This window comes from Burkholderia sp. DN3021, from assembly GCF_049805555.1.
Taxonomy (GTDB): domain Bacteria; phylum Pseudomonadota; class Gammaproteobacteria; order Burkholderiales; family Burkholderiaceae; genus Burkholderia; species Burkholderia pyrrocinia_C.
This window is the reverse complement of sequence record NZ_JBNCAB010000023.1, coordinates 49,114-65,529: the sequence shown is the minus strand read 5'-3', so window position 1 is coordinate 65,529 and position 16,416 is coordinate 49,114. Positions and strand designations below refer to the sequence as shown.

The window sequence follows — 16,416 nt, the reverse complement described above, 5'->3', positions numbered from 1 at the left end:
GCACCATGAGCTTCTCCCTCTCCGCCCCGCCCGTCGACGCTGCCGCCCTGGCCGGCGGCGATTTGCCGTTCGGCCTGCAGTCGGTCTGCCGCGCGCTCGCCGACGCGAACGCGACGCTCGAGCGCTTCGCGTGGCTCGGCGACCATCTCGCGATCGCCGAATGGACGCGAATCACCGACGAAAGCGAGACGATCTACGAGCAACCCGGCCACCACACGCTGTCGTGCTACCTCGACGGCGGCTACCGGACCGAGCGCGAACGCGTGCCGCGCTACGGCGCGCCGAGCCTGCTGTGCGCGCTGCCGGGCGACCACGAATCGCGCTGGTGGGTGCGCGGCGAGATGCACTTCATCCATCTCTATTTCCTGCCCGAGCACTTCACTCAGCGCGCGATCCGCGAACTCGACCGCGAGCCGCGCGAGCTGAAGCTCGCCGACCGCACCTATTTCGAGGATGCGCGCGTCGCCGCGCTGCTGCGCTCGCTCGCGCTGGACGGCTGGGACGATGCCGACGAGCGGCTGCGCGTGAACGAGACCGCGCACGAGGTGCTGAGCCTGCTGCTGCGCGGGCAAAGCACGACGCGTACCGACGCATCGTTCCGCGGCGGGCTTGCGCCGGCCGTGCGCCGCCGCGTGCGCGACTACATCGACACGTACCTGACGCAGCCGCTGACGCTCGGCGAACTGGCCGACGTCGCCGCGCTGTCCGAATACCACTTCTCGCGGATGTTCCGGCTGTCGTTCGGCCGCGCGCCGCACGCGTGGGTCGCCGAGCAGCGGCTCGCGCGGGCGCGCGAACTGCTGCGCACGACGTCGCTGCCGCTCGCGCAGGTCGCGGCCGACTGCGGCTACGCGAACGCCGGCCACTTCAGCCATCGCTTTCGCGACGCGCACGGCACGACGCCGAATACGTACCGGCGCGCGATGCAGGGCCGCTGAGCGCGATCGACCGATCGCGGCCAGCCGGCCCCCGAGGCCGGTCGGCCGCGTGCGGCGTTACGCGCCGCGTCGCGACAGTTCCTGCTCGAGCGCCGCGACACCGGCCGGCAGGTCGACCGGCACCTTCAGGTCGACCATCGTGCGGCCGAACGCATGCAGCGTGCGGAACAGGTTGTGTTCGCGGCACTGCTCGCCCATCTGCCCGATCCGCACGATCGGCAACCCGAACGAGCCCGAGATCTCGACCTGGTACTGCTTCGAGATATGGCCGCAGACCATCCCGGGCGTGAGCCCTTCCGGCGTCTCGATCCCGACCACCGAATTGAGCCGGCAGTCCTTCGGCGCATACAGCTTGAGCCCCATCGACTCGACGCCCGCCTGCAGCGCGAGCGAGCAGCGCAGGTGGCGCGCGAAGCGGCTTTCGAGCGTCTCCGCGCAAACCAGCCGCAGCGCCTCGTGCAGCGCGAGCACGCCCGACACCGGCGCCGTGTAGTGATAGCCGGCGTTGTGCCAGAAGTTCTCCGCGAGCGCCATGTCGAGGCACCAGTGCGTATTCGGCTCGGGGCGATGCTTCATGCGTTCCCACGCGGCGTCGGAAAACGCGATCAGCGACACGCCCGGGATCGACGACAGCCCCTTCTGGCCGCCGGTGATCACCGCGTCGATGCCCCACGCGTCCATGTCGAGCGGCATCGTCGACAGCGTGCACACCGCGTCGACGACGACCAGCGCGCCGGCCGCCTTCGCGAGCGCAGCGATGTCGCGCAGATCGCGGTTCCACACGGTGTTCGACGTCTCGCCCTGCACGATCGTGACGATCTCGGGCCGCTCGCGCGCGATCGCGTCCGCGATCTCGTCGAGGCTCGCGACCGCGCGGTCCGCCACTTCGAGCGTCGCGACGTCGGCGCCGACGCGCGTGGCCATCTCGGCCATCCGCGCGCTGAAGAAGCCGTTGCGGATCGACAGCACGCGCGTGCCGCGCCAGGCGAGGTTCGAGATCGCCATTTCCATCGCGGCCGAGCCGGGGCCCGCGACGCCGAGCACCCACTTCGTGCGGGTCTGGAACACGTAGCGCGCCATCTCCTTCACCTGCTCGATGATCTTCGCCATCGTCGCGCCGAGGTGGTTGATCACGATCGTGTTCGCCTTCGCGACGGCGGCCGGGATCGGAACCGGGCCGGCCCCCATCATCAGCAGCGGTTCTTCGGGCAGGATCGCGTCGAGCGGCACGACGACGGGACAGGGAATCGGCGAGTAATCGATGGACATGGCTGGCAAAAGGTGAGGAAGGGAAATACACGGACGCCCGCCAAACCAACTGCATGGCGAACTGATCGATCATTCCGCGTTCCGCGGCCTCGCGCAAGAGGCACGCGCGGCCGGACAGCGCGACGGTGGCCCGGTCGCCGGACCGGGCCAGCCGGCCGCCCAGGCATCGCGCGCCGGCGTTCCGGATTGGAATGGCATTGCCGGCCGGCTGCGAAACGGTTCCATACGCGCGATTTTCTCCGCCAATATCGCCGCGTTTCATCGATGCCGACGGTTCAGCGCGACTTGCGTATCGAACGAAATAGACCGGATGTTCGATAAAAATCGCCGAACGGAATGCAATACACAAAATCTGCGCATTGGGTAAAAACATCCATTACTGCAGCATGTATTAGGGATCGATTCCCCGAATTACCGGAGCAAACCTGATCGAATCACGAACAACCAATTGATTAACATACGAATTATTCGCCGCCACGATGCATATTCCAATACTCTGCCGCCTTTGAACGGCAGCCACACGAGACAGCCCGACATTTAACCGGTACTCGCGATTTCGATTTTCCGCAACCCGCCCGTTTTCTCAGGTTGACGGATATCGCAACTATATTTAACAATCGTCTGCGGAATCGAAAACTGATTTTTCGATACGAGGGAGAACTGGGTGCCGCGCGATGCGTTTTCGAGGTTGCGCGGCGAAAAATCACAACCATAATCAATCAACCGGGCCAGAAATACACAAGCCATGAACCAGATTCAGACCATGCGTGTATTCGTCTGCGTCGCCGAGCAGCAGAGCTTCCGGCGCGCAGCGCACCATCTCGGCGTGTCCAATGCGCTCGTCACGCGTTCGATCGCGATGCTCGAGGGTCACCTGAACACACGGCTGATCCACCGCACCACGCGCAACCTGTCGCTCACCGAGGCCGGCGTGCGCTACCTCGACGGTTGCCGCGCGCTGCTCGAGGAATTCGACCACCTCGAGTCGTCCGTCGCGCATGCCGTGCGCGAACCGGCCGGCACGCTGCGCGTCGTCGCGTCGGGCCTGCTGTCGCCGCTCGCGCTGACGCCGCTCGTCAGCAGCTTCCGGCACCGCTACCCCGAGCTGCGCGTGCAGCTGACCGTCGCCGAGGGGCCGCTCGACGTGCTCGAATCGGGCTACGACGTCGGCATCGTCACGGGCAACCGGCTCGACGGCAACCCGACGCTGATCGGCCATGCGCTCGCGCCGAACCCGTTCGTCGCCTGCGCGGCGCCTGCCTATCTCGACCGGCGCGGCGAGCCGCGCGCGCCCGACGACCTGCCGGGCCACGACTGGGTCACGCTCGCGCCGCACCAGCATGCGCCCGCGTGGCAGCTGGTCGGGCACGACGGCGTCGCGCATTCGGTCACGGTGCGCCCGGCCTGCACGCTCAACCAGCTCGCACTCGTGCATGCGGCCGCCATTGCCGGCGCCGGCATCGCGGTGCTGCCCGAGCCGTGCGTCGCCGATGCGCTCAACAGCGGCACGCTCGTGCGGCTGCTGCCCGGCTACCGGATCGACGACCCGGATACGCAACTGTCGCTCGTCTATCCGAACCGCCAGTACGTGCCGGCCCGCACGCGCAGCTTCGTCGAGCACGCGCTCGACCACTTCAGCGCGCAGACGACCCGCGAGCGGAAGGATTACGGCTTCCTGCGTCCGTCGCGCGGCCCCGACCGCTCCGACATCGTCACGGGCCTGCAGTAAACTGCGCGCGTCAGCCATCGGAGGTGCAGCGTGCGCGTGATCCTGTTCAGCAGCCGGCAGTACGACGACGATTCATTTACCGCCGCCAACCGGCAGTTCGGCTATCGGCTGCACTTCCAGCCGTCGCACCTCGACGCGGAAACCGCGATCCTCGCGCACGGCTATGACGTCGTCTGCCCGTTCGTCAACGACACCGTCGACGCAGCCGTGCTCGAACGGCTGGCGGACGGCGGCACGCGCCTGATCGCGCTGCGCTCGGCGGGCTTCAACCACGTCGACCTGGCGGCCGCCGAGCGGCTCGGCATCGCGGTCGTGCGCGTGCCTGCGTATTCGCCGCACGCGGTCGCCGAGCACGCGGTCGCGCTGATCCTCGCGCTCAACCGCCGCCTGCCGCGCGCCGTCGCGCGCACCCGCGAAGGCGACTTCTCGCTGAACGGCCTGCTCGGCTTCGACCTGCACGGCAAGACCGTCGGCGTGATCGGCACCGGCATCATCGGCAGCGTGTTCGCGAAGATCATGATGGGCTTCGGGATGCACGTGCTCGCGCACTCGGTGCCGCCGTACAACGACGAGCTGATCGCGTTCGGTGCGCGCTATGTCGAGCTCGACGCGTTGCTGCACCAGGCCGACATCGTCAGCCTGCACTGTCCGCTGCTGCCGTCGACGCACCATCTGATCAACGAACAGACGCTCGCGCGGATGAAGCACGGCGCGATGCTGATCAACACCGGCCGCGGCGGCCTCGTCGATGCGCAGGCGCTGATCGACGCGCTCAAGAGCGGCCAGCTCGGCCATCTCGGGCTCGACGTGTACGAGGAGGAAAGCGGGCTCTTCTTCGAGGATCACTCCGACCTGCCGCTGCAGGACGACGTGCTCGCGCGCCTGCTGACGTTCCCGAACGTGATCGTCACGTCGCACCAGGCGTTCTTCACGCGCGAGGCGCTGGCCGAGATCGCGCACACCACATTGCTGAACATCGAGGCGTGGCATGCCGGCACGCCGCAGAACCTCGTGACGGCGAATCGCTGAGAAATAGACGAAACCGGCTCATTTCATGGTTGCCGGCGCCACCGCAATCGTTTGCTTTTGATCAACGCTGAAAACACGATCTTTTACATCAACAATTCCGCATTTTGTTTCGAATGATGTAACGCGGCCCGCGCGCGGTCTGCTATCGTTGCGCCGACGTCATCCCCTGCTTTTGCCGCTCATGCGTTTCGACGACTCCGACATCGCCGCCGTCTACCGCGCCATTTTCGAACGGCGCGACATGCGCCATTTCACGCCGGCGCCCGTCGATCCAGCGGTGCTCGCGCGCTTGCTGCGCGCGGCGCACCACGCGCCGAGCGTCGGCTTCATGCAGCCGTGGCGCTTCATCCGCATCACCGATCCCGCGCTGCGCACCGCGATCCACGCGCTGGTCGAGGCCGAGCGCCGCGCGACCGCCGACGCGCTCGGCGAGCGCCAGGACGAATTCATGCGGCTGAAGGTCGAAGGCGTGCGCGAATGCGGCGAGCTGCTGGTCGTCGCGCTCGCCGACGGCCGCGAACACCACGTGTTCGGCCGCCGCACGCTGCCGGAGATGGATCTCGCGTCCGCCGCGTGCGCGATCCAGAACATGTGGCTCGCGGCACGCGCGGAAGGGCTCGGGATGGGCTGGGTGTCGCTGTTCGACGTCGATGCGCTGCGCACGCTGCTGCGGATGCCTGCCGGTGCGAAGCCGATCGCCGTGCTGTGCGTCGGGCACGTCGACGCGTTCTATGCAAAGCCGATGCTCGAGCAGGAGCGCTGGGCCGCGCGAATGCCGATCGAAGCATGCCTGTTCGAGAACGGCTGGGACGATCCGGCCTCGATCGACGCCGCCGGATCGCCTGCATCGCCTGCGGACACGAACGCCGAACCGGACGCAAGCGTGCCACGCACACCGGACACCATCGCCGAACCGGCTCGATCCGCCGCACTCTCCGACGGATTGCCCGAACGCATCGCCTGAAGCGCGGCCCGGTAGCCGCCATCGCGCCGACCCCGACGAATTCGCACGCCGCAAACCGCCACCCAATCCCACATTGTGAGCTTCCCGCCCGCTATCCCGTCGCACGCCGGCAACATCCGTTTTGGCCCCGAGCATAAGGGTTTTCACTGAAGTAGAATCGCGCTGTCGTTCGCCTTCCCGTCCGCCCGCCCCGCGCATCCTGCGCCCACCCGAGCGGCGGCTTTTCCCGAGCCTACCGCGATGCCCTTGCCTCTTTTCGCCCTCGCCGTCGCCGCATTTGGAATCGGTACCACCGAATTCGTGATCATGGGGCTGCTGCCCAACGTCGCGCGCGACCTCGGCGTGTCGATTCCGGCCGCCGGGATGCTCGTGTCGGGCTATGCGCTCGGCGTGACGATCGGCGCGCCGATCCTCGCGATCGTCACCGCGAAGATGCCGCGCAAGCGCGCGCTGATGGGCCTGATCGGGCTGTTCATCGCCGGTAACCTGTTCTGCGCGATCGCACCGGGCTATGCGGTGCTGATGGCCGCGCGCGTCGTCACCGCGTTCTGCCACGGCGCGTTCTTCGGGATCGGCTCGGTGGTCGCGAGCAACCTCGTCGCGCCGAACCGCCGCGCGCAGGCGATCGCGCTGATGTTTACGGGCCTCACGCTCGCGAACGTGCTCGGCGTGCCGCTCGGCACCGCGCTCGGCCAGGCGTTCGGCTGGCGCGCGACGTTCTGGGCCGTCACCGGCATCGGCATCGCCGCGGCCGCCGCGCTCGCGGTCTGCCTGCCGAAGAACCTCGCGATGCCCGACACCAGCATCACGCGCGAATTCAGCGTGCTGAAGCACCCGCAGGTGCTGATGGTGCTCGGCATCAGCGTGCTCGCGTCCGCGAGCCTGTTCAGCGTGTTCACGTACATCACGCCGATCCTCGAGGACGTTACCGGCTTCTCGCCGCGTCAGGTCACCTATGTGCTGCTGCTGTTCGGCCTCGGGCTGACGGTCGGCGGCACGCTCGGCGGCAGGCTCGCCGACTGGCGCCGGATGCCGTCGCTGATCGCGACGCTCGCGTTGATCGGCCTCGTCCTCGCGCTGTTCGCGGGCACGATGCATTTGCCGTTCGCCGCGCTCGCGACGATCTTCGTGTGGGGCATCCTCGCGTTCGCGATCGTGCCGCCGCTGCAGATCCTGATCGTCGATCGCGCGAGCGACGCGCCGAACCTCGCATCGACGCTGAACCAGGGCGCGTTCAACCTCGGCAATGCGACGGGTGCGTGGCTCGGCGGAATGGCGATCGGCTCCGGCGTGTCGCTCGTGAACCTGCCGTGGGTCGGCGTCGCGATGGCCGTCGCGGCGCTGGCGCTCACGCTGTGGTCGGCGTCGCTCGAACGCCGCCCGCTGGCCGCGCCGACCGAATACGTGTAACGCGCCGGCGCGCATTCGTTGCGCGCGCAACGCATTCGATCCTGATGGCCTTCATGGACCTTTCAAGGCCCGCGGTGTAGCATCCCGGCCGATGAAAGCCATTCTCAATCGTGATTTCCTCGCGCTCATCCTGAGCGTCGCGGTCGTCGGCCTCGGGACCGGCGCCACGCTGCCGCTCACCGCGCTCGCACTGACCGAAGCCGGACACGGCACCAACGTCGTCGGCATGCTGACGGCCGCTCAGGCGCTCGGCGGCCTCGCGATCGTTCCGTTCGTCACCGCGCTCGCGCGGCACATCGGCTCGCGCCGCGCGATCGTCGTGTCGGTCGTGCTGCTCGCGGCAGCCACCGCGCTGATGCAGTTCACGTCGAACCTGATCCTGTGGGGCGTGCTGCGCGTGCTGTGCGGCGCCGCGCTGATGCTGCTGTTCACGATCGGCGAGGCGTGGGTCAACCAGCTCGCCGACGATTCGACGCGCGGCCGCGTCGTCGCGATCTACGCGACCAATTTCACGCTGTTCCAGATGGCGGGCCCCGTGCTCGTCAGCCAGATCGCGGGCGCGACGAGCATCCGCTTCGCACTGTGCGGCGCGCTGTTCCTGCTCGCGCTGCCGACGCTCGCGACGATCCGGCGAGCGCCGCTCGCGGGTGACGATGCCCATCACGAAGCGCACGGTCGCTGGCTCGACGTGCTGCCGCGCATGCCCGCGCTGATCATCGGCACCGGGTTCTTCGCGCTGTTCGATACGCTCGCGCTGTCGCTGCTGCCGCTCTACGCGATGGATCACGGCGTCGCGAGCGCGACCGCCGTGCTGCTCGCGTCGATCATGCTGTTCGGCGATACCGCGATGCAGTTCCCGATCGGCTGGCTCGCGGACAAGCTCGGCCGCGAACGCGTGCACCTCGGCGCGGGCTGGATCGTGCTGGCCGGCCTGCCGCTGCTGCCGCTCGTGATCGCGAACCCGTGGCTGTGCTGGCCGCTGCTGTTCGTACTCGGCGCGGCGGCCGGCAGCATCTACACGCTGTCGCTCGTCGCATGCGGCGAACGCTTCCGCGGCGCGGCGCTCGTCACCGCGAGCTCGCTCGTGTCGGCATCGTGGAGCGCCGCGAGCTTCGGCGGCCCGCTCGTCGCGGGCGCACTGATGGAGCAACTGGGCAGCAACGCGCTGGTCGGCGTGCTGGTCGTCTGCGTCGCGGCGTTCGTCGCGGCCGCGCTGTGGGAACGGCGCGCTGCGTTGCAACGCGCGGTCTGACGCCGGCATACATCGCACTGCATCGCCGTACATCGGCGCATTCGCTCCGCCGTCCGCGGCCAAAACGAAAGCGGCCCGCGTGATGCGGGCCGCCCGGTACTGCCGTACTACGTGCCGCGTCTTGCGCGTAACGCGTTACGCGCTCCCCGCCGGCAGGATCTTGCCCGCACAGGTGCCGAAGCCGACGCGATAGCCGTCGCCCTGGCACCATCCGGCGAGCGTGAGCTCGTCGCCGTCCTCGATGAACGCGCGGCTGCCGCCGCCGTCCAGCGCAACCGGCTCCTTGCCGTTCCACGTCAGTTCGAGCAGGCTGCCGAACGAATCCTTCGTCGGCCCGCTGATCGTGCCCGAACCCATCAGGTCGCCGACCCGCGTGTTGCAGCCCGCGACCGTGTGATGCGCGAGCTGCTGCGCCATCGTCCAGTACATGTGCTTGAAGTTGGTGCGGCAGATCGACGTCGCATGCGCCGCTCCTTCGGCGCGCAGCGTCACTTCGAGCGCGATGTCGAACGCATGCCTGCCCGCGTGCCGCAGATACGCGAGCGGCTGCGGCGACTGCTCCGGCTGCGCGGTGCGGAACGGTTCGAGCGCGTCGAGCGTGACGATCCACGGCGAGATCGTCGTCGCGAACGTCTTCGCGTTGAACGGGCCGAGCGGCACGTATTCCCACTGCTGGATGTCGCGCGCGCTCCAGTCGTTCAGCAGCACCATCCCGAAGATATGCGCTTCCGCGTCCTCGCACGCGATCGGCTCGCCGAGCGCGTTGCCCTTGCCGACGATGAAGCCCGTCTCCAGCTCGATGTCGAGCTTGCGGCACGCGCCGAACACCGGGCGCTCCTGGTCGGGCAGCTTCAGTTGCCCGTTCGGGCGCCGCACCGGCGTGCCGCTGACGACCACCGACGACGCGCGGCCGTTGTAGCCGATCGGCATCTCCGACCAGTTCGGCAGCAGCGCATTCTTCGGATCGCGGAACATCGAGCCGACGTTGGTCGCGTGCTCCTTCGACGAATAGAAATCGGTGTAGCCGGGGATCTCGACCGGCAGATGCAGCGTCGCGTCGCGCTGCGCGACGAGCACCTGCGCGCGCAGCGCCGCATCGTCACGCAGCCGCGCGTTGTCGCGCGAGAACAGGTCCGACAACTGCACGCGCACGCTGCGCCATGCATCGCGGCCGAGCGCGATGAACGCATTGAGCGTCGGCGCGGCGAACGCGTCGGCGCCGGCCGGCAGCGTCACGAGGCCCGCCCGCGCAAGCGCCGCGAGATCGACGATCTGGTCGCCGAGCGCGACGCCCGCACGGCGCGCCGCCTGCTTCGCATCGCTGAAAATCCCGAACGGCAGGTTCTGGATCGGGAAATCGCAGGCGGGATCGTTCGCCGTATCGACCCAGCTCTTGCGGGCCGGGTCGAGCGTCGCGCGCCAGTCTTGGGTGTCGCTCATCTTTGCTCCGGGTTGAAGTGTTTCTTGATGCCTTGCCAGCATTCGAAGTAGTCCGCCTGCAACTGCGCGGTGTCGAGCGCATAGCGCGTCGGCCGGATCAGCGTGCGGGTCTCGAACATGAACGCCATCGTCGCGTCGACCTTGTGCGGTTTCGTCGTGTCGCTCGCGGACGCCTTCTCGAACGTGTCCGCGTCGGGCCCGTGGCCCGACATGCAGTTGTGCAGGCTCGCACCGCCCGGCACGAAGCCTTCGGCCTTCGCGTCGTACGCGCCGTGCACGAGCCCCATGAACTCGCTCGCGACGTTGCGGTGGAACCAAGGCGGGCGGAACGTATCCTCGGCCGCGAGCCAGCGCGGCGGGAAGATCACGAAGTCGATCGTGTCGACGCCCGGCGTATCGCTCTGCGACTGCAGCACGAGGAAGATCGACGGATCGGGATGGTCGTAGCTGATCGAGCCGATCGTGTTGAACAGGCGCAGGTCGTATTTGTACGGCGCGTAGTTGCCGTGCCACGCGACGACGTCGAGCGGCGAATGGCCGATGTCCGCGCGCCACAGTCGGCCGTTCAGCTTCGCGATCAGCTCGAACGCGCCTTCGCGATCCTCGTACGCGGCCTGCGGCGTCAGGAAGTCGCGTGGGTTCGCGAGACCGTTCGAGCCGATCGGGCCGAGATCCGGCAGGCGCAGCTGCGCACCGAAGTTTTCGCAGATGTAGCCGCGCGCTTCGCCGTCCGGCAGCGCGACGGAAAAGCGCACGCCGCGCGGGATCACCGCGATCTCGAACGGCTCGACGTCGAGCCGGCCGAATTCGGTCGCGATGAACAGCCGCCCCTGCTGCGGCACGATCAGCAGTTCGCCGTCCGCGCTGTAGAAGAAGCGGTCCTGCATCGAGCGGTTCGCCGCGTACAGGTGGATCGCGCAGCCGTTCATCGCGGCCGCCGAGCCGTTGCCGGCCATCGTCACCAGAGCGTCGACGAAATCGGTCGGCTCGACCGGCATCGGCAGCGGATCCCAGCGCAGCTGGTTCGGCGGCGTCGGCGGCACGTCGGCCGAGTCGCCGAATTCCGACACGAGCCGCTGCGGGCCCGCGCATGGCTCGAACGGCCGGTGCACGGCGGCCGGGCGGATGCGGTACAGCCACGAGCGGCGGTTGTGGCCGCGTGGCGCGGTAAACGCGGTGCCCGACAGCTGCTCCGCATACAGCCCGTACGGCGCGCGCTGCGGCGAGTTGCGGCCGTGCGGCAGCGCGCCGGGCAGCGCCTCGGTCGCGAATTCGTTCGCGAAACCGCTCAGGTAGCCGGCGGTCGCCGGTTTCGACAGGTCAAGCGTCATCGTTTCCTTTCTCCATCAATTCATCGCGGCGTTCGGCGCGTGCGCACCGTTTCGCCGCGTCACACCGGCCAATCCGAGGACGAACAGCGCCGAGCACAGCACGGGCACCGCGGCAGCGTGGAACAGCGCATCGTTCGACCAGTTGAGCGCAATCAGTTGTCCGCCGACGAGCGGCCCGAGCACCGAGCCGATCCGGCCGATGCCGAGGCTCCAGCCGATGCCCGTCGAGCGCAGCGACGTCGGGTAATACTGGCCCGCGAGCGCGTTCACGGCCGGCTGCCCGCCGACCACGCAGAACCCGCCCGCGAACACGACGACCAGCAGCCACGGCAGCGCATGCGCGACCGAGCCGATCAGCCCCACCGACACGGCCGCGCACGCGAAGCAGGCGAACAGCACGCGCACGAAGCCGTAGCGTTCGATGAACCAGCCGAGCGACAGCGTGCCGATCACGCCGCCCGTCTGCAGCACCGTACCGACGATCACCGCCGTGCCCGGCGAATAACCCGCTTCGCGCATCACGGTCGGCAGCCAGTTCGACAGGAAGTACAGATCGATCAGGTTCATGAAGCTGATCGCCCACAGCAGCAGCGTGACCGGCAGGCGGCCGTGGCTGAACAGCTCGGCCACCGGCGCGCCGGTCGCGGCCCGCTCGCGTACGACGAGGCGCGTGTCCGCATCGATGCCGGCCTGCGGCGCGAAGCGCGCGAGCCAGTCGCGCGCCTGCGCGACGCGCCCTTTCAGCACCAGGAACTGCAGCGACTCGGGCAGCCGCGCGATCATCGCGATCGCGAGCACGAGCGGCACCGCGCCGCCGACGAAGAACACCGAACGCCAGCCGAGCGCCGGAATCAGCGCGGCGCTGATGAAGCCGCCGATCGCAGCGCCAAGCGTGAAGCCGCACGACACCATCATCATCCGCTTCACGCGATGCGCGGCCGGACTGAACTCGCCGACCAGCGCCATCGCGTTCGGCATGATGCAGCCGAGGCCGAGGCCCGTGACGAAGCGCAGCGCCATCAGCACGGGAATCGAGCCCGCGAACGGCGTCGCGAGCATCGTCACCGCGAAGAACAGCGTCGAGCCGATCAGCACCGGGCGCCGCCCGATCCGGTCGGCCAGCACCGACAGCCCGAGCGCGCCGAGCAGCATCCCGAACAGGCTCGCGCTGAACACCGGGCCGAGCGCCTGCTTCGGCACGCCCCATTCGGCGATCACGCTCGGCGCGACGTAGCCCATCGCCTGCGCATCGAAACCGTCGATCACGAGGCACAGCCCGCACAACACGAGCAGCATCCAGTGAAAGCCCGGGCGATGGGTCTCGTCGATCACGCGCTCTACTTCGAGCACGCGCGCGTCGGCCGGCGCCGCGCTCATTGCGCGACCTCGGCGGCCGGATGCACGGGCGGCGTCACGCCCTGGCGCGCGAGCGCCATCGCTTCGCGCAGCACGTCGGCGTCGCCGATCTGGTTCGCGAGCAGCAGGATCAGCTTCGCGTTGACGAGCTGGCTGTCGGCGTCGGACAGGTCGCGATGCATGTCGATCAGCGCTTCGTAGAACGCGTCCGGATCGGCCAGGCGCGGGTGGGTGTCGAGTGAGGGCATGACGGGGTCTCCGGTGTCGTTATCGTGTCCATTGCGGTATTCAGCGTGCGCAGGTCGCGCGCGCCAGTGCGTCGGCAAGCGCCTGACGGTCGAGCGTGCGCATGCGTGCGCAGACATGCTGGTCGGGACGCAGCAGGTAGAACGTGCCGGGCTTCGCGTCATAGCGTTGCGCGGCGAAACCGCCGACGTCCTCCACGACGTCGATGCCGGCCACCGGCTGCGCGTGCCCGGCGGGCACGACGAGCACCGGCCGCACCGGCAGCGCGAGGCCGTCGACGGCCTGCGCGAGCGCGGCCGCGTCGCCCGGCAACCCGAACAGCACGCCGGTGAAGCCGCCGCGCAAGTGCTGCAGCAGCCAGCCCGCCGCACCCTGCACACGCACCGGTGCATCGGCTGCCGCCGCACCCGGCCGCATCGCGCATGCGAATGCGTCGCCGCCGCGATCCGGCGTGTTCAGCGGCGAACCGGCCAGCACGGCCGGCACCGACAGGCGGCCGCTGTTCACGAGCTTGCGCGCGAATTCGCAATCGCGCGCGAGCTTCAGCGTCGCGTCGCGGAACACGCGCGACACCGGGCTTTTCGGCGTGATGAAATCGGTCGAGCGCGTCGAGTTGCGGATGTTCTCGTCGGCCGCGAACTCGCGTTCGCTCGCGTACGTATCGAGCAGACGGTCGGCCGCGCGGCCGTCGAGCACGAGCTTCAGCTTCCATGCGAGGTTGTCCGCGTCCTGCACGCCGCTGTTCGCGCCGCGCGCGCCGAACGGCGACACGCCGTGCGCGGAGTCGCCCGCGAACAGCACGCGGCCGTGACGGAACGACTCCATCCGCTGGCAGCGGAACGTATAGACGCTCACCCATTCGAGCTCGAACTCGGCGTCCGGCCCGAGCAGCGCGCGCACGCGCGGGATCACGCGCTCCGGCTGCTTCTCGGCGACGGGATCGGCGTCCCAGCCGAGCTGGAAGTCGATGCGCCATACGTTGTCGGGCTGGCGGTGCAGCAGCACCGACTGGTTCGGGTGGAACGGCGGATCGAACCAGAACCAGCGCTCGGTCGGAAACTCCGCCTTCATCTTCACGTCGGCGATCAGGAAGCGGTCCTTGAACGTACGGCCGTGGCTTTCGAGGCCCATCATCGTGCGCATCGGGCTGCGCGAGCCGTCGGCCGCGATCACGTATTGCGCACGCAGCGTCGCGACGCCGTCCGGCGTCTCGATCGTCAGCACCGCATGCTCGTCCGACTGCTCGACGCCCGTCACCTTGTGCTTCCAGCGGATGTCGAGGTTCGGCAGCTCGAACGCACGATCGGCCAGATAGCCTTCGACGTAGTACTGCTGCAGATTGATGAACGCGGGGCGCGCATGCCCTTCCTCGGGCAGCAGGTCGAATGCGTAAAGCTGTTCGTCCTGCAGGAACACCTTGCCGACGTGCCAGCTCACGCCCTTGTCGACGAAGCGCTCGCCGCAGCCGAGCCGGTCGAAGATCTCGAGCGTGCGTTTCGCGAAGCAGATCGCGCGCGAGCCGGTGGACAGCGTGTCGTCGTCGTCGAGCAGCACGACGGGCACGCCCTGCTGCGCGAGGTCGATCGCGGCCGACAGGCCCACCGGGCCCGCGCCGACGACGATCACCGGGTGAACGGCCGCGTCATGCGCGCGCGGACGGTACTCGAACTTCAGCGTCTGGTAATCGATGCTCATGGTCGCCATCCGCGCCTCAACCCTGCCGTGCGCGCGCCGGCGCGCCCGTCATTGCGCCCGTCACCTGCCGGCGCTCCCGCCCGCCTTTCCTGTCAACCGCCACGTCTCGCTCCTTGCTTCCTGTTGATTCGCGAACGGCGCCGTCGAGCGACGCCCGAATGCCGCATTTCTTGATCGGCGACAAATCCTGGATTTACGAATAGTAAAACCAATTACGAATAGTGAAATAAACGTAAACCCTAGCCGCCGGTTCCAGAACGGGATAACCATATGAGCGAAACGCCGAGCCGAGCGTGGCGCGCACTGCTAATATCCAGATACGAGGCGGCCCGTTCGGCCGCCGTTTTTCCTTCTTACGCCGATGATTCCGCCCACCATTCCCGAGCTGGTCGCCCGTGCCGGGCAACTGCCGTATCTGCGGGATCACCTCGCGCTTGCCGAAGGCGGCACCGCGAGCGCGAATCTGCCCGAGCGCACGCTCGGCAGCGCCTACGAACCGATCTACGACGTGACGATGCCCGGCGCGCCGCAATCGACGTCGTTCACCGACGCGATCGAGCGCTACGGCGACGAACTCGGCTTCCAGGCTGTCACGGTCGTCACGGGCGCCGCGCACGATCCGGTCGACTCGGCCGTCGACGACCAGACGCTCGTCGCGATCGACCGCCTGTCGCGCGCGCTGCACGCGATCAACTTCTTCGGCGCGCAGCGCCACGGGCTGCTGTTCCTGCGCGTGCACGAACGGCTGCTCAAGAGCGTGAAGTACGACCACGGCAAGCATTTCTCGTCGGTGCTGCAGCGCTTCGGGCTGCCGACCGAGCGGATCGTGATCGAGCTGCCGGCGGTCGCGGTCGCGCACAAGACCTTCCTCGGCTACCTGACGCGCAGCTACCAGCATCACGGCTTCAAGGTCGCGGACAAGCTGCCCGATCCGGGCCGCATCCTCGCGGTCGAATCGGAGATGGCGCGGCCCGACTACATCAAGATGGATGCGGGCATCGCGTTGCGCGACGGGATGGTCAAGGCGCTCGTCGCGTATGCGCAGCGCGTGCGGATTCCGCTGATCTTCGACGGCGTCGTCGACGAGGCGCAGTGCGAGCTGCTGCGCCAGCACGACGTGCGGTTCATGCAGGGGCCCGCGTTTGCGAAGGTCGTGACGGCCTGAACGGATGGGGCGGCAGGCGCGCGCGGAGAGCGGCGCGCCGCATGCCGGATGCGGGTGTCGTGCTGCTTGCGGGATGGAGCGATCGGGTCGCCTGGCGCGACCCGCTGCCCGACGCCTGCCCGTCGGTGCCGATGGTTACCGCTTACGCTCGTCCGCCATCGTCGTACTTGGGCAGATCGTCGTCGATCTCGATGCCCGGGAAACGATCCCCATACCAGACGTGCCACGCCGGACGCAGCCGCGACGGCTCGTCGAGCGTCGCATAATTGATTTCGACCGTTTTCGGCGCGTCGCCAAGCCGGTATTCGAGCTGCGCGCCGCAACGGCCGCAGAAGCGCCGCTCGCCCCACGCGCTCGACGCGTAGACGGTCGGCTCGCCCTGCAGGTATTCGAACGCGTCGATCGGCACCGATGCCGATGCGACGACCGCCGCGCCGGTCGTGCGCTGACAGAGCCGGCAGTGGCAAAAGCCGGCGTCGGTCGGAACGTGGGCGATACGGTAGCGGATCGCGCCGCACGCGCATCCGCCTTCCATCGTTTCTGGGTGGGACATTGCGAACCTCGTCGTCGGGAAGCCGGCGAACGATGATGA

The 16,416-nt window shown here is 68.3% G+C and carries 14 protein-coding genes; 7 read left to right on the top strand and 7 right to left on the bottom strand.

The window, feature by feature from the left end:
- Positions 1-5 precede the first annotated feature (5 nt).
- Positions 6-938 carry a helix-turn-helix domain-containing protein gene (locus ACPUER_RS14415; protein WP_425131424.1) on the top strand — a complete coding sequence of 311 codons (933 nt, stop codon included), beginning with the start codon at positions 6-8 and terminating at the stop codon, positions 936-938.
- Between the two features lie 57 nt (positions 939-995).
- Here the strand turns inward: ACPUER_RS14415 and ACPUER_RS14410 are convergent, their stop codons facing one another.
- Positions 996-2,207 carry a pyridoxal-phosphate-dependent aminotransferase family protein gene (locus tag ACPUER_RS14410; RefSeq protein ID WP_034182848.1) on the bottom strand — a complete coding sequence of 404 codons (1,212 nt, stop codon included), beginning with the start codon at positions 2,205-2,207 and terminating at the stop codon, positions 996-998.
- A gap of 745 nt (positions 2,208-2,952) precedes the next feature.
- Here ACPUER_RS14410 and ACPUER_RS14405 point away from each other — a divergent pair.
- The 5 genes from ACPUER_RS14405 (at position 2,953) to ACPUER_RS14385 (ending at position 8,591) form a co-directional block, all read left to right on the top strand.
- On the top strand, positions 2,953-3,936 hold the full coding sequence (locus tag ACPUER_RS14405) for a LysR family transcriptional regulator (protein WP_425131423.1): 984 nt from the start codon (positions 2,953-2,955) through the stop codon (positions 3,934-3,936).
- Between the two features lie 30 nt (positions 3,937-3,966).
- Positions 3,967-4,965 carry a 2-hydroxyacid dehydrogenase gene (locus ACPUER_RS14400; protein ID WP_072436220.1) on the top strand — a complete coding sequence of 333 codons (999 nt, stop codon included), beginning with the start codon at positions 3,967-3,969 and terminating at the stop codon, positions 4,963-4,965.
- A gap of 181 nt (positions 4,966-5,146) precedes the next feature.
- A complete protein-coding gene (gene bluB / locus ACPUER_RS14395; RefSeq protein ID WP_425131422.1) occupies positions 5,147-5,929 on the top strand; it encodes a 5,6-dimethylbenzimidazole synthase in 783 nt (260 codons plus the stop codon).
- 240 nt (positions 5,930-6,169) lie between these two features.
- On the top strand, positions 6,170-7,339 hold the full coding sequence (locus tag ACPUER_RS14390) for an MFS transporter (RefSeq protein ID WP_072436222.1): 1,170 nt from the start codon (positions 6,170-6,172) through the stop codon (positions 7,337-7,339).
- Positions 7,340-7,430: 91 nt separating this feature from the next.
- On the top strand, positions 7,431-8,591 hold the full coding sequence (locus tag ACPUER_RS14385) for an MFS transporter (RefSeq protein ID WP_072436223.1): 1,161 nt from the start codon (positions 7,431-7,433) through the stop codon (positions 8,589-8,591).
- Between the two features lie 135 nt (positions 8,592-8,726).
- Here the strand turns inward: ACPUER_RS14385 and fahA are convergent, their stop codons facing one another.
- The 5 genes from fahA to ACPUER_RS14360 are packed head-to-tail and all read right to left on the bottom strand — an operon-like array spanning position 8,727 to position 14,659.
- On the bottom strand, positions 8,727-10,031 hold the full coding sequence (fahA, locus tag ACPUER_RS14380) for a fumarylacetoacetase (RefSeq protein WP_425131421.1): 1,305 nt from the start codon (positions 10,029-10,031) through the stop codon (positions 8,727-8,729).
- Positions 10,028-11,362 (bottom strand): homogentisate 1,2-dioxygenase, encoded by a 1,335-nt coding sequence (hmgA, locus tag ACPUER_RS14375; RefSeq protein WP_425131420.1) that lies wholly within the window; start codon positions 11,360-11,362, stop codon positions 10,028-10,030. The genes fahA and hmgA overlap by 4 nt, the downstream gene beginning before the upstream one ends.
- Before the next feature lie 15 nt (positions 11,363-11,377).
- Positions 11,378-12,739, bottom strand: coding sequence for an MFS transporter (locus ACPUER_RS14370; protein WP_425131419.1), 1,362 nt, complete (start codon positions 12,737-12,739; stop codon positions 11,378-11,380).
- On the bottom strand, positions 12,736-12,966 hold the full coding sequence (locus ACPUER_RS14365; protein ID WP_310138025.1) for a DUF2783 domain-containing protein: 231 nt from the start codon (positions 12,964-12,966) through the stop codon (positions 12,736-12,738). Before ACPUER_RS14365 ends, ACPUER_RS14370 begins: the two co-directional genes overlap by 4 nt.
- A 40-nt stretch (positions 12,967-13,006) precedes the next feature.
- The gene (locus tag ACPUER_RS14360; protein WP_425131418.1) at positions 13,007-14,659 is read right to left on the bottom strand and encodes an FAD-dependent oxidoreductase; all 1,653 of its coding nucleotides are present in this window, start codon (positions 14,657-14,659) and stop codon (positions 13,007-13,009) included.
- Positions 14,660-15,020: 361 nt separating this feature from the next.
- On the opposite strand from ACPUER_RS14360, the gene ACPUER_RS14355 reads away from it, so the two are divergent.
- Positions 15,021-15,824 carry an EAL domain-containing protein gene (locus ACPUER_RS14355; protein WP_310138031.1) on the top strand — a complete coding sequence of 268 codons (804 nt, stop codon included), beginning with the start codon at positions 15,021-15,023 and terminating at the stop codon, positions 15,822-15,824.
- A 142-nt stretch (positions 15,825-15,966) separates the two neighbouring features.
- Here ACPUER_RS14355 and ACPUER_RS14350 read toward each other — a convergent pair whose 3' ends face one another.
- Complete coding sequence (locus tag ACPUER_RS14350; RefSeq protein ID WP_072436230.1) at positions 15,967-16,377, bottom strand: GFA family protein; 411 nt, start codon at positions 16,375-16,377, stop codon at positions 15,967-15,969.
- Positions 16,378-16,416: the final 39 nt, after the last annotated feature.

Excerpts from the sequence above, each read along its gene's own strand:
- ACPUER_RS14415 (WP_425131424.1), top strand. The coding sequence starts at position 6 with ATGAGCTTCTCCCTCTCCGCCCCGCCCGTCGACGCTGCCGCCCTGGCC.
- ACPUER_RS14410 (WP_034182848.1), bottom strand. The coding sequence starts at position 2,207 with ATGTCCATCGATTACTCGCCGATTCCCTGTCCCGTCGTCGTGCCGCTC.
- ACPUER_RS14405 (WP_425131423.1), top strand. The coding sequence starts at position 2,953 with ATGAACCAGATTCAGACCATGCGTGTATTCGTCTGCGTCGCCGAGCAG.
- bluB (WP_425131422.1), top strand. The coding sequence starts at position 5,147 with ATGCGTTTCGACGACTCCGACATCGCCGCCGTCTACCGCGCCATTTTC.
- ACPUER_RS14390 (WP_072436222.1), top strand. The coding sequence starts at position 6,170 with ATGCCCTTGCCTCTTTTCGCCCTCGCCGTCGCCGCATTTGGAATCGGT.
- ACPUER_RS14385 (WP_072436223.1), top strand. The coding sequence starts at position 7,431 with ATGAAAGCCATTCTCAATCGTGATTTCCTCGCGCTCATCCTGAGCGTC.
- fahA (WP_425131421.1), bottom strand. The coding sequence starts at position 10,031 with ATGAGCGACACCCAAGACTGGCGCGCGACGCTCGACCCGGCCCGCAAG.
- hmgA (WP_425131420.1), bottom strand. The coding sequence starts at position 11,362 with ATGACGCTTGACCTGTCGAAACCGGCGACCGCCGGCTACCTGAGCGGT.
- ACPUER_RS14370 (WP_425131419.1), bottom strand. The coding sequence starts at position 12,739 with ATGAGCGCGGCGCCGGCCGACGCGCGCGTGCTCGAAGTAGAGCGCGTG.
- ACPUER_RS14365 (WP_310138025.1), bottom strand. The coding sequence starts at position 12,966 with ATGCCCTCACTCGACACCCACCCGCGCCTGGCCGATCCGGACGCGTTC.
- ACPUER_RS14360 (WP_425131418.1), bottom strand. The coding sequence starts at position 14,659 with ATGAGCATCGATTACCAGACGCTGAAGTTCGAGTACCGTCCGCGCGCG.
- ACPUER_RS14355 (WP_310138031.1), top strand. The coding sequence starts at position 15,021 with ATGATTCCGCCCACCATTCCCGAGCTGGTCGCCCGTGCCGGGCAACTG.
- ACPUER_RS14350 (WP_072436230.1), bottom strand. The coding sequence starts at position 16,377 with ATGTCCCACCCAGAAACGATGGAAGGCGGATGCGCGTGCGGCGCGATC.